We start from the raw sequence: 12,313 nt of genomic DNA on the forward strand, positions 1-12,313 counted from the left end.
TATTGCGCGCCCGGTGGCCGGATCCATGCTGCTGCGACGGGTGTCGGCCGGGGTTGCGGATAACGGTGGCACGCGTCGGCCGGCTCGGGTAGTATCGAACGTATGTTCGAAACAGCGAGTGATCTGCTCTCGCCCACGGCACCGGCCGGCCTGTCGCCGGCCCAACTGGGCGAGCTGATCGCGGCGGTTCATCGGACCGAATCGGTGCTGGTGGCCCGCCGGCTCGGCGCCATTGCCGCTCTGCTTCGCCGGCACGGTGGCGCCGACCCCTGGGAGTTCGAGCAGGACCACGAGACCGTCACCGGTTACGAGCGGACCTGCGCGCAGGTCTCTGCGCTGATGAACCTGGCCCCCGCGGCAGCCGGCCGACAGGTGCATTACGCGGCGGCATTGGATAACCGGCTACCGCGGGTTGGCGAGCTCTTTGCGCGCGGACACCTTGATTGGCACACCGTGCAACTGATCATCACCCGCACCGACCTGGTCGACGACGATCTGATCGGCGGCCTCGACGAACACCTGGCCGCCCGGGCAGGTGGTTGGAGCAGCTGGTCGCGGCGGCGCATCATCAACGCAGTCGATGCCGCGGTGCTGGAGGTCGACCCCGACGCCGCCCGGCAGCGCCGCAAAGAGGCCGACAACGACCGCTACCTCTGGGTCTCCCCAGAGCGCGACGGCATGGCCGAGATCAAGGGCAAGATCGCGGCCGCGCAGGGCGCGGCGTTCGACAGGCGCCTCACTCAGATGGCCAATGACGTCTGCGCCGACGATCCTCGCAGCCTCGACCAGCGTCGGGTGGACGCTTTGAACGCATTGGCAGAAGGCCTGCCCCTGATCTGCGCGTGCGGGCGGTCCGACTGCCCGGCCCGAGCGGCGGACCGGCCATCGCCCGGCTCGGGAACTCGGGTCATTCTCAACGTTGTGGCTACCGCCGACACGATCGGCGGCTGCAGCGATCGTCCCGGGTATCTGGAGGGATTCGGTGTCATCGATGCCGATCAGGTGCGCGCCTTGGCCGAGTCGGCCTCGCGCTGGGTAATCGACGCCACTGTCGACGCTGCGGCGGCATTACGCTACCGGCCGTCGGTGCAGCTGGCGCGGGCCGTCAGGTGTCGAGATTTGACGTGCCGGTTTCCCGGGTGCCACCGCCGGGCCACCATCTGCGATTTGGACCACACTGTCCCGTTCAACCATGACGACCCAGCTGCCGGCGGGCCGACGGCAGCCTGGAACCTCAAGTGCCTGTGCCGGTTTCATCACCGCATGAAGACCTTCGGCGGGTGGTCGGATCGGCAGTCGCCCGACGGAACCGTGATCTGGACGAGCCCAACCGGGGTGAGCTTTGAAACCAAACCCGGAAGCGCCGATGTCATTCCCGAACTTGCCGACGCGCTGAGCCTCACTGTCCAGCGTCCGCTGCCGCAGCGATGCCGCAGTCGCGCTCGTCAACGTGCCGCCCAGGTGGCGCGGGTCCGCCGTCATAACCGCGCCCGGCGTGCCGCCAATGAGCGCTACGCGGCTCGGCGACGCGAGATCGAGGACCGCAAGTGGCGAAACCGGATGCGTGACACGCTGTTTTTGCTTAAAGGCACGAAGAGCGCAAGTCCCTTCTGCGGCTGGATCAACGACCCCCACGAACCCGAAGAGCTGCCGCCGGATTGGCAGCCGCCGCCACCGTCACCGCCGCTGCCCGACGATCCGCCCTTCTAGAGGATCCGGTACACCGGGTCGGCGCAGTCCACTCCCTCAGCGGAGAGCACCCGCTTGAGAACCTTGAACGTCTCGGTGCGCGGCAGCTCGTCGGCTACCCGGACGTACGACGGCCACTGCTTGGGGCCCAGATCGGGCTGCTCGGACAGGAATGCCCGAAACTCCGCAAGATCGAACGACGTCCCGTCGGCCAGCACCAGTGCGGCCATCACCTGATCGCCCACCGCCGGATCCGGGATCGGATACACCGCCACCTGAGCGACCGCGTTGTGCCGCAGCAGGATCCGCTCGATTGGCGCGGTGCCGAGATTCTCGCCGTCCACCCGCATCCAATCCCCGAGGCGGCCGGCGAAATATGCGTAGCCGGCTTCGTCGCGGTAGGCCAGATCACCCGAGTGGTAGATCCCGCCGGCCATCCGTGCAGCCTCGGCGTCGGGGTCGCGGTAGTAGCCCCGGAACTGTCCGCGCCCGCTCAGATTCACCAGCTCGCCCACCACGCCGGGCGGGCACTCCTGGCCGGTCTCGACGTCGACGATCGCATTCCCGTCGATCAGTGGCCCCAGCGCTCCGGGCGGGGTGTCCGGCGTGCGACCGATCGCCACCCCGCCCTCGGTGGAACCGAACGCGTCGATGACAGTACAGCCGAACCGGTCCGCGAACCGTTCCAGGTCCCGCGGCGCGCCCTCGTTGCCGTACAGCAGCCGAAGCGGGTTGTCGGCGTCATCGGCCTGTGGCGGCGTGGCCAGTACATACGACAGCGGCTTGCCGACGTAATTGGCGTAGGTGGCGCCGAAGCGGCGCACATCGGGAATGAACCCGGATGCGGAGAACTTGCGCCGTAACGCGATCGACGCACCCGCGGCCACCGCCACCGACCAACCCGCCATCACCGCGTTGGAGTGGAACAGGGGCATCGACAGGTAGCAGACATCGGAGGGGCCCAGCCCGAACCGCTGCGAGAGCATCACCCCGGGGAAGGCCGCCTTCCACTGCGTGCAGCGCACCGCTTTCGGGTCGCCACTGGTGCCCGAGGTGAAGATCAGCATGAATAGGTCGTCGGGATCGGCGTCGCGGAACGCCACCGGTGCGCCGTCGTAGGATGCCAAGTCCGAAGCCCACGAGGACGACTCGACATCAATCGCACCCGGAACGACGGCGCCGGTGCTGTTGTCGGTCAGGACGAATTGGCAGTCGGCGTGGGCCACATCGCGCTCCAGAGCCGCCCCCCGACGGGTGGGGTTCAACCCCACCGGGACCAGCCCGGTCAGCGCCGCCGCCACCAGCACTGTGGAGAAGAACGGGGTATTGCCCAGCAGCACACCGACGTGCGGGGGCTGGGACGGGTCGAGCCGTGCCCGAAGCGCCGCGCCCAACCGGGCCCCTGCGGCGATGTGGTCGCGCCAGCTGGTAAACGAGTCCTCAAAATACACGCCGCGGTCATCGACCTCGGCCAGCGGCGCCAGCAGGCCGGTGACGTTGGCGGTCGCGTCGGGTAACACCGGTGTCGACATGGGGCCAGATTAGGGTAGGCGCTCAGCGCAGCTTGATGGTGCCGCCGTCGACCATCAGGGTCTGTCCGGTCATGTAGCGGGCGTCGTCGCTGGCCAGGAACACAGCGACGCGGCCGATGTCGGCCTCCGGGTCGCCGAACCGGTGCATCGGGGTGCCGGCCAGCAGCCGGTCCTCAATACCGGGGTTGGCCGCAAGGTAGGCCTGCACCCCTTCGGTGAGTGCCAGCGGGGAGATGACGTTGACGTTGATGCCGTCGCCCGCCCACTCATTGGCCGCCACCCGGCTGATCGCCCGGATCGCCTCCTTGGCTGCGGCGTAGGACGCCTGATTGGGTTGGCCCTCGATGCCGGCACCCGATGCGAAGTTGATCACCGAGCCGGCGGCGGTCTTCAGCTGCTCATGACAGGCCTGCATCAGCCACAAGGTGGGGTAGAAGCCGGTGGAGAACGACAGGTCGAACATCTCCTGGGTGCTCGCCAACAGCGGTGCCTGCCGTGAGGCATGCGCGTTGTTCACCAGCACGCTCAACGAGCCGAACCGGTCCAATGCGGCGTCACGGATGGCCTCGGCGCTGGCCTGCTGGGCGATGTCGACGCTGAAATAGGCTATCGCCGAGCCGAGTTCGGATTCCAGCGCATGCCCGGCCTCGTCATTGATATCGACCACCAGCACCCGGGCGCCCTCCTTGACGAACGCGCGGGTGATCCCCCGGCCTATGCCGCCTGCACCGCCGGTGACGATGGCGACCTTGCCACCCAACCTCATCGGGTCCCTCCGTTCAGGCCGGCCAGTCATGGCCAACATCGTCGCCTCTGCGGTGGTTTCGCGGGCGGGCCATCTCGGTGGTTGGGATATCCCGCCGCCACCATGGTCCGGCATGCTCCAATGGTCGGCGTGAGCGAACTGGAAAACATCGAGGCAATCAAGCAGGTCAAATACCGCTACCTGCGGGCATTGGACACCAAGCACTGGGATGACTTCGCTGCCACGCTGGCCGAGGACGTCACCGCCGACTACGGCAAGTCGATGGGCACCGAGCACAAGTTCACCGACCGCGACTCGCTGGTGGACTTCATGCGGTCCTCGCTGCCGGCCAATGTCATCAGCGAGCACCGGGTCAGCCACCCGGAGATCACGCTGACCGGGCCGGACACCGCATCGGGCATCTGGTACCTGCAGGACCGGGTGATCATGCCCGACTATGACCTGATGCTGATCGGCGCCGCCTTCTACCACGATCGGTACCGCCGCACCGCCGACGGCTGGAAGATCAGCGACACCGGCTATCAGCGCACGTATGACGCCACCATGCCGCTGTCGGGCCTTGCCGGTTTCAAGGTGACGCCCGGTGAGGCGCTGCACTGCTAGGTTCGAGGAATGTCCAGGCCCGTCGGCGCTGAGGGTCAAGAACTGGCTCCGCCCTCGATGGTGCAGCGGGTGACGGCGATTCTCGACGCGTTCGAGCAGCGACCGACGGCCCGGCTGAACCTGGATCAGGTCGCTGCCCGCACCGGATTGCCGAGGTCGACAACCCACCGCATCCTGCGGCAGCTGGTCGGGCTGCAGTGGCTCCAATACCGCGACGCCCACTACCGTTTGGGCCCGCGAGCGTTGGGCCTTGGTGGCCAAGATGGGCTGCACGGCGAGATCCGCAAGGCGGCCGCGGAGCATCTGCATCAACTCCATCTGCGTACCGGACTGGTGGTGCACCTGGCGGCGCTGGAGGGCTCCGACGAGGTCTATCTGGACAAGATCGGCGGTCATTTTGCGGCGATCCTTCCGTCGAAGGTCGGCACCCGGCAGCCGGCCTACCTGACCACCGGTGGGCGAGCGATGCTCGCGTGGCTGCCGCCCGAGGAGGTCGACGCCCGATTCGGGGGGCTGTTACCGCGTTCCGGCGGCGGCACACCCTGGGATCTGACCGCCCTGCATATCGAACTGGCTCACATCCGGCTGGCGCACGGCATCTCGATCGACCGCGGCGCCCGCGCCCGGTTGCTCTTCGGGTCAGAACTGCCCAGTGTGGCCGTCGCCGTCCACGGTGCCGACGGGCCGGTCGCGGCGATCTGCCTGGCGGGTGCGGCGAACTCGGTGCCGATCGAACGGGTAGCGCCGCTGGTCGCCGAAGCGGCCGCCCAGACATCACAGGCGTTGCGTTAGCAGCCCATCTCGCTGACCGGTATCGCCGATTGACCGCCTGTTTTCGCGCGCCCCAAACTTGCGGCCATGGCGATCAACCCGACCCTCGACCCGTTCACACCGGCGGCTCTGGGACCCGTTCAGCTGCGGAATCGGATCATCAAAGCCGCCACATCGGAAGGCCGCTCGCCGAAAGGCTTGGTCACCGACGAACTCATCGAGTTCCACCGCCGCTACGTCGACGGCGGAGTGGGCATGACGACGCTGGCCTACTGCTGTGTCGCGCCGGAAGGTGCCAGCGCCCCGGGGCAGATCCTGATGGGACGCAAGGCGATACCGGGCCTGAAGAAGTTCACCGACACCATGCACGAAGGTGGCGCGGCGGTCTCCGCGCAGTTGGGCCACGCCGGTGTGGTGGCCTCCAAGAAGATCACCGGCAGAACCCCGATGGCGCCGAGCCGGTTCTTCAACCCGTCGAGCCTCCAATACTGCCGCGAGATCACCGCCGCTGAGATCGCCCGAGTCGTCGACCAGTTCGCGGAAGCGGCCGACGTCGCCGTCGAATCCGGCTTCGACGCGGTCGAACTGCATTTCGGTCACCTCTACCTGCCCAGCTCGTTCCTGAGTTCGAAGCTCAACCGGCGCAAGGACTCCTACGGCGGCAGCATCGACGACCGCAGTCGGTTCGTGCGAGAGATCGCCCGTCGGGTCCGGGAAACCGTCGGCGAGAAGATCGCGGTGATCGCCAAGATCAGCATGGACGACGGCATCCCCGGCGGCATCTGGCTTGCCGAATCGCTGCGGACCGCCCAATTGCTGGACGAGGATGCGAATCTCGACGCGATCGAACTCACCCAGGGCTCATCGGTGTCCCGGCAGATGTATCTGTTCCGCGGTGACGTTCCGGTTGACGAGTTCGCCGCGTTGATGCCGCAGCCGCTGAAAGCCGGGGTTCGGGCGTTCGGCAGGAAGATGCTGGGCGAATACCCCTACGAAGATCTCTACATGCTCGAATCGGCCCGCCAGTTCGTGCCTTTGATGAAGAACACCAAACTGATCCTGTTGGGCGGCATCACCAACCACGATCATCTGGTCACCGGCCTGCGGGAGGGTTTCGACTTCGTCGCGATGGCCCGCGCGCTGCTGCGCGAACCCGACTTGGTTCGCCGCATGATGGATGACCCGTCGGTGCCAAGCCGGTGTAGCCACTGCAACAAGTGCATGGTGACGGTGTTCGGACGGACGCATTGCGTCCTCGACCCCAGCCAGCGGTATTCAGCAGCCAAGGGAGCGTGAGAGCCCGGACCGTTTCGGCTCGACGGCAAGGCCGCTGTGATCACCGGAGCCGGCCGCTCAGGCCGGACCGCTCAGACCGGGGTCTCGGCCAGCTCGCGGCCGATCGCCAGCAGCTGGCCGGTGGCCCCGCCGAGCGCGAACTCGGTCTGCTTGGCGGCCAGGAAGTACCGGTGGATCGGGTGGTCGATGTCGATGCCGACCCCGCCGTGGACGTGAACGATGCTGTGCGCCACTCGATGCCCGGCCTCGGCCGCCCAGAACGCGGCCGTTGCCACCTCGCTGGTCGCCGGCAGCCCTTCACCGACGCGCCAAGCGGCCTGGGTCAGGGTGAGCCGCAGGCCCTTGACGTCGATGTAGCCGTCGGCCAGCCGCTGGGAGACGGCCTGGAAGCTGCCGATCGGCTTGTCGAACTGTTCGCGCTCGCGGGCGTATTCGGCGGTCAGGGCCAGGCCGCGCTCCAGCACCCCCAACTGGTAGGCGCTGTGCCCCAGCGCCGCCAGGTTGCGCAGGTGGTCGAGCACCTCGACCCCGCCGACGCGCCGGCCCGCCTCCAGCTCCGTCCCGGACAGCTCGAGGTGTCCGACGCTGCCCAGGCCGGTGGTCGCCAGCGGGGTCACCGTCACGCCGGGATCGGCGGCAGCCACCAGGAAAACTTCGGTACCGGAATCGGTTTCGGCCGGCACCAGGAACGCGTCGGCCACCGGGGCGAACGAGACCTGGGTGCGAGTCCCGGTGAGCCGGAAGCCTGCGTCGGTCGTCGCGGCGCGCACCGGGCCTTCGCCCATGTCCCCGTCGAGTGCGGCGGTGAGGATCTTCTCGCCGGCCACGGCCGGTGCTCCCCAGGCCTGCTGCAACCCGGCAGAGCCGAATTTGGCCAACGTCTCCGCGCCCAGCACCACCGACTCCAGGTAGGGCACCGCGGCCAGTTGGCGGCCCAGCGCGGTCAGGATCGCCGCCTGCTCCAGGACGCCGAACCCGCCGCCGCCGAGTGACTCGCTCGCGGCACTGGACACCACGTCGGCGTCGACGAGCTTGCGCCACAGCCCGGTGTCGAAGCGCTGCTCCAACCCGTCCAGCTCGCGCTGGTGCTCCGGGGTGCAGACCGCATCCACGATAGTGCCGACCAGACCCGAAAGGTCCTGTGCTGCTTCGGTTGTGTTGAAATCCATAACGAGTCCTTTACCGGTTGCGGGGCAAGCCCAGGGCCACCATGCCGATGATGTCGCGCTGCACCTCGTTGGTGCCGCCGCCGAACGTCAGAATCAAGCACGCCCGGTGCATCCGTTCCACCCGGCCGCGCAGCAGCGCGCCGGGGGAGTCCTGGCGCAGGGTGGCGGCGGTGCCGAGCACCTCCATCAGCAACCGGTAGGCCTCGGTGGCCAGCTCGGTGCCGAACACCTTTGCCGCCGAGGCGTCCGCCGGTGACGGAGCAGCGTCGGACGATGACGCCAGCTCCCAGTTGATGAGCTTGAGCACCTCGGCCTTGGCGAGCACCCGAGCCAGGTTCAGCTGTACCCACTGCGAGTCGATGATCCGGTTGCCGTGCGCGTCTTTGGTGTTCTGTGCCCACTCGCGGACCTCGTCGAGCGCAACGAAGATCGGCTGCGCCGACACCAGTGCGACCCGTTCGTGGTTGAGCTGGTTGGTCACCAGCTTCCAGCCCGCATGCTCCTCGCCGACCAGATTGGTCACCGGCACCCGGACGTCCTGGTAATAGGTGGCGCTGGTGTCCGGGCCGGCCATGGTGTGCACCGGCGTCCAGGAGAAACCCTCGGCGGTGGTGGGAACGATCAGCATCGAGATCCCACGATGCTTCTTGGCCTCCGGGTTCGTCCGGGCCGCCAGCCACACGTAGTCGGCGTAGGCGATCAGCGACGTCCACATCTTCTGGCCGTTGATCACGTACTCGTCGCCGTCGCGGACCGCGGTGGTGCGCAGCGAGGCGAGGTCGGTGCCGGCGCCCGGCTCGGAGTACCCGATCGCGAAGTGCAGCTCGCCGGCGGCGATCTTGGGCAGGAAGAACTTCTTCTGCTCCTCGGTGCCGAACGCCATGATCGTCGGGGCGACGCTGTTGATCGTCAGGAACGGCACCGGGGCACCGGCGATCGCGGCCTCGTCGGTGAAGATCAACTGATCCATCGCCGAGCGTGCCTGGCCGCCATACTCTTTGGGCCAGCTCAGCGTGAGCCAGCCGTCGTGACCCATCTGGGCGACGGTGTCGCGGTAGACGTTGCCGGTGCCGTATTCGCCCTGGGTCGAACTCAGTGCCTCACGACGCTCCGGGGTCATCAGCGTGGTGAAGTAGGACCGCAGTTCGCGACGCAGCTCTTCTTGGGCGGGCGTGTAACTGATCTGCATCGGGTGCGTCCTTCGCTGGTGATCGGTGTCACGATAGGATTCTGTTCGACAGCCCGTTGTAACACGTTCTAGTCTCGGGGTTCAACAAGGGGCCGAAGTCCTCCGGGGCCCCCTAGCGCGGTGTGCGGGGGAGCTGTTGGATCCTATGGTGACAGTAGCGGACAATGACGGTCAGGAGATGTCATGCGAGTTGAGGTGGATCTGGATCGTTGCGAGGGCAACGCGATTTGCGTCGGAATCGACCCCGACCTCTTCGATCTGAACGATGACGAGCAGGCCGTCGTCAAGATGGCACCGATCCCGGCCGACCGCGAGGCCCACGCCATGCAGGCCATCGCCGAGTGCCCGCGGGCCGCACTGCGCCGGGTCGAGGACTAACCTCTCAGCGACGACAACTAGAGGTATTCATAACCGCCGGCGTCCGCGGGGCGCCGGCGCTTAACCAGGAGCGGCGTAGATGACTGCGAACGACAACGTGACCGATCTGTCCGGAAAGGTCGCCGTGGTGACCGGCGCGGCCGCCGGGTTGGGCCGGGCCGAGGCGATCGGACTGGCCCGCTCCGGGGCGACGGTGGTCGTCAACGACATCGCGCCGGCGCTGGACTCCTCCGACGTGATCGACCAGATCGCCGCCGCCGGCGGCAAGGGCGTCGCGGTGCCCGGTGACATCAGCCAACGCTCCACCGCCGATGAGTTGGTGACCACCGCCGATGGCCTGGGCGGGCTGAGCATCGTCGTCAACAACGCCGGCATCACCCGGGACCGGATGCTGTTCAACATGTCCGACGACGACTTCGATGCCGTGATCGCGGTGCATCTGCGCGGACACTTCCTGCTGACCCGTAACGCGGCCGCCTACTGGCGGCAGAAGGCCAAGGAGGCTGAGGGGACCGGCGGGACTGTTTATGGCCGCATCGTCAACACCTCCTCGGAGGCCGGCCTGATGGGCCCGGTCGGGCAGGCCAACTACGGCGCGGCCAAGGCGGGGATCACCGCCCTGACGTTGTCGGCGAGCCGCGCGCTGAGCCGCTATGGCGTCACCGCCAACGCGATCTGCCCGCGAGCCCGTACCGCGATGACCGCCGAGGTGTTCGGTGAAGCCCCGGAAGTCGGCGCCGGCGAAGTCGATCCTTTGTCGCCCGAGCACGTGGTGACCCTGGTCCGGTTCCTGGCGTCCCCGGCGTCGGCGTCGGTCAACGGCCAGGTTTTCGTGGTCTACGGACCCGAGGTCACGCTGATGGCGGCGCCGACGGTGGAACGGAAGTTCAGCGCCGACGGGCAGGCCTGGGACCCGGCGGTGCTGTCGGACACGCTGGCGAACTACTTCTCCGGCCGGGACCCGCGGCGGACGTTCTCCGCCTCGGAGCTCATGGACGCCGATTAGAACGCGTTTCAGCGAGGCGTGGATCACAATCGCGCTGACCAGGACAAATAGGCAGTCTAGCTAGTAGAAACGTGTCCTTTGACACTGCGAACTTGTTCTAGTTAATATGATCCGGCTCACGCGAGGCGGCGTCGTAATCGCGCGAACGACGCCGGTCTCCCGCCGTATCCGGATACAGTTTTGCGACCACCGGCAGCCCGGATGCCCCGACCGGAAGGACGAGCCTTGATCGAACAGCTCACGGTTCCGGCCCGGGCCGTGGGCGGATTCGTCGAGATGTCTATTGAGACATTCCGGGGTATGTTCCGCCGGCCGTTCCAGTACCGCGAGTTCCTCGACCAGACCTGGATGATCGCCCGCGTCTCGCTGGTGCCGACCCTGCTGGTCGCCATCCCGTTCACCGTGCTGGTGGCGTTCACCCTCAACATCCTGCTGCGTGAGATCGGTGCGGCCGACCTCTCCGGCGCCGGGACGGCGTTCGGGACCATCACCCAGCTGGGGCCCGTGGTGACCGTGCTGGTGGTGGCCGGTGCCGGTGCCACCGCCATCTGTGCCGACCTGGGGGCGCGCACCATCCGCGAAGAGATCGACGCCATGCGAGTGCTCGGCATCGACCCGATCCAGCGGCTGGTGGTGCCGCGCGCGCTGGCGTCGACGTTCGTCGCGCTGCTGCTCAACGGCCTGGTGTGTGCGATCGGACTGGTCGGTGGCTACGTGTTCTCCGTCTTCCTGCAAGGCGTGAACCCGGGCGCGTTCATCAACGGGCTGACCGTGCTGACCGGGCTGGGCGAGCTGGTGATGGCCGAGATCAAGGCGCTGCTGTTCGGTACGGCCGCCGGACTGATCGGGTGCTATCGCGGACTGACCGCCAAGGGCGGTCCGCAAGGAGTCGGCAACGCGGTCAACGAGACCGTCGTCTACGCCTTCATCTGTCTGTTCGTCATCAACGTCGTCATGACCGCGATCAGCGTGCGGGTGCTGGTCAAATGAGCGCGCGAGTGCTCCGGCGAGCGAGGAACGAGCGAGCGGGAGTCGAGCCATGAGCTACGACGCCACGCTCCGGTTCAAGCGGATGTTCCGCTGGGTGCCCAAGGCCGTCGACAATTTCGGTGAGCAGGCGCTGTTCTACGGCGACTCGATCCGCTACGTCCCCAACGCGGTGACCAAGTACCGCAAGGAGACGGTCCGGCTGATCGCCGAGATCACCATGGGCACCGGAGCGCTGGCGATCATCGGCGGCACCGTCGGGGTGGCCACCTTCTTGACCCTGGCCTCCGGCGGCGTGATCGCGGTGCAGGGCTTCTCCTCGCTGGGCAACATCGGCATCGAGGCGCTGACGGGCTTCCTCTCGGCGTTCCTCAACGTGCGGATCGTGGCGCCGGTGGTCGCCGGGATCGCACTGGCCGCCACCATCGGCGCCGGCACCACCGCGCAGCTCGGCGCCATGCGGGTCGCCGAGGAGATCGACGCCGTCGAATCGATGGCGGTGCATGCGGTGTCGTATCTGGTGTCCACCCGGCTGGTGGCCGGCCTGATCGCGATCATCCCGCTGTACTCACTGTCGGTGCTGGCGGCGTTCTTTGCGGCCCGGTCCACCACGGTGTTCATCAACTCGCAGTCGCCCGGTCTCTACGACCACTACTTCGACACCTTCCTCATCCCGACCGATTTGCTGTGGTCCTTTCTGCAGGCGATCATCATGTCGATCGCGGTGATGCTGGTGCACACCAACTACGGCTTCAACGCCGCCGGGGGGCCGGTCGGCGTGGGCATCGCGGTGGGTCAGGCGGTGCGGACCTCCCTGGTGGTGGTGGTGGTCATCACCTTGTTCGTTTCACTTGCCGTCTACGGCGGGTCCGGTAACTTCAACCTCTCGGGATAGCAAGGGAATGCAGGTGAACACGGGATCGAGTC

Annotated in this window: 12 protein-coding genes; 8 read left to right on the forward strand and 4 right to left on the reverse strand. The window is 67.3% G+C overall.

The genetic code is table 11. The annotated features are described in order from the left end of the window. Window positions 1-102: 102 nt before the first annotated feature. The gene (locus AC5Y4Q_RS00765; RefSeq protein WP_499957561.1) at window positions 103-1,710 is read left to right on the forward strand and encodes an HNH endonuclease signature motif containing protein; all 1,608 of its coding nucleotides are present in this window, start codon (window positions 103-105) and stop codon (window positions 1,708-1,710) included. Here AC5Y4Q_RS00765 and fadD17 read toward each other — a convergent pair. Together fadD17 and AC5Y4Q_RS00775 are read right to left on the reverse strand one after the other, a co-directional pair. Further along, window positions 1,707-3,221 (reverse strand): long-chain-fatty-acid--CoA ligase FadD17, encoded by a 1,515-nt coding sequence (gene fadD17, locus AC5Y4Q_RS00770; protein ID WP_499957563.1) that lies wholly within the window; start codon window positions 3,219-3,221, stop codon window positions 1,707-1,709. The two genes, AC5Y4Q_RS00765 and fadD17, sit on opposite strands and share 4 nt — an antisense overlap. Before the next feature lie 22 nt (window positions 3,222-3,243). Next, window positions 3,244-3,987, reverse strand: coding sequence for an SDR family NAD(P)-dependent oxidoreductase (locus tag AC5Y4Q_RS00775; protein WP_499957565.1), 744 nt, complete (start codon window positions 3,985-3,987; stop codon window positions 3,244-3,246). A gap of 129 nt (window positions 3,988-4,116) precedes the next feature. Here AC5Y4Q_RS00775 and AC5Y4Q_RS00780 point away from each other — a divergent pair, with 129 nt between their 5' ends. The 3 genes from AC5Y4Q_RS00780 to AC5Y4Q_RS00790 all read left to right on the forward strand — a co-directional run bounded on the left by AC5Y4Q_RS00780 (window position 4,117) and on the right by AC5Y4Q_RS00790 (window position 6,657). After that, complete coding sequence (locus tag AC5Y4Q_RS00780; RefSeq protein ID WP_428844289.1) at window positions 4,117-4,590, forward strand: nuclear transport factor 2 family protein; 474 nt, start codon at window positions 4,117-4,119, stop codon at window positions 4,588-4,590. A 9-nt stretch (window positions 4,591-4,599) separates the two neighbouring features. After that, entirely contained in the window at window positions 4,600-5,382 is a 783-nt protein-coding gene (locus AC5Y4Q_RS00785) for an IclR family transcriptional regulator (protein ID WP_082952773.1), read from the forward strand. 66 nt (window positions 5,383-5,448) lie between these two features. Continuing rightward, window positions 5,449-6,657 (forward strand): NADH:flavin oxidoreductase, encoded by a 1,209-nt coding sequence (locus tag AC5Y4Q_RS00790; protein ID WP_064924118.1) that lies wholly within the window; start codon window positions 5,449-5,451, stop codon window positions 6,655-6,657. A 71-nt stretch (window positions 6,658-6,728) separates the two neighbouring features. Here the strand turns inward: AC5Y4Q_RS00790 and AC5Y4Q_RS00795 are convergent, their stop codons facing one another. Both AC5Y4Q_RS00795 and AC5Y4Q_RS00800 read right to left on the reverse strand, forming a co-directional pair. Continuing rightward, entirely contained in the window at window positions 6,729-7,826 is a 1,098-nt protein-coding gene (locus AC5Y4Q_RS00795) for an acyl-CoA dehydrogenase family protein (protein WP_064924117.1), read from the reverse strand. 10 nt (window positions 7,827-7,836) lie between these two features. Continuing rightward, the gene (locus AC5Y4Q_RS00800; RefSeq protein WP_064924116.1) at window positions 7,837-9,015 is read right to left on the reverse strand and encodes an acyl-CoA dehydrogenase family protein; all 1,179 of its coding nucleotides are present in this window, start codon (window positions 9,013-9,015) and stop codon (window positions 7,837-7,839) included. A gap of 183 nt (window positions 9,016-9,198) precedes the next feature. Between AC5Y4Q_RS00800 and AC5Y4Q_RS00805 the strand changes: the two genes are divergently transcribed. The 4 genes from AC5Y4Q_RS00805 (at window position 9,199) to AC5Y4Q_RS00820 (ending at window position 12,281) form a co-directional block, all read left to right on the forward strand. Next, on the forward strand, window positions 9,199-9,393 hold the full coding sequence (locus AC5Y4Q_RS00805; RefSeq protein WP_064924115.1) for a ferredoxin: 195 nt from the start codon (window positions 9,199-9,201) through the stop codon (window positions 9,391-9,393). A 79-nt stretch (window positions 9,394-9,472) separates the two neighbouring features. Continuing rightward, window positions 9,473-10,399 (forward strand): 3-oxoacyl-ACP reductase, encoded by a 927-nt coding sequence (locus AC5Y4Q_RS00810; protein ID WP_064924114.1) that lies wholly within the window; start codon window positions 9,473-9,475, stop codon window positions 10,397-10,399. A gap of 225 nt (window positions 10,400-10,624) precedes the next feature. Then, window positions 10,625-11,389, forward strand: coding sequence for an MlaE family ABC transporter permease (locus AC5Y4Q_RS00815; RefSeq protein WP_064924113.1), 765 nt, complete (start codon window positions 10,625-10,627; stop codon window positions 11,387-11,389). 49 nt (window positions 11,390-11,438) lie between these two features. Further along, the gene (locus AC5Y4Q_RS00820) at window positions 11,439-12,281 is read left to right on the forward strand and encodes an MlaE family ABC transporter permease (protein WP_064924112.1); all 843 of its coding nucleotides are present in this window, start codon (window positions 11,439-11,441) and stop codon (window positions 12,279-12,281) included. Window positions 12,282-12,313 lie beyond the last annotated feature (32 nt).

This window comes from Mycobacterium sp. NGS16, assembly GCF_059813225.1.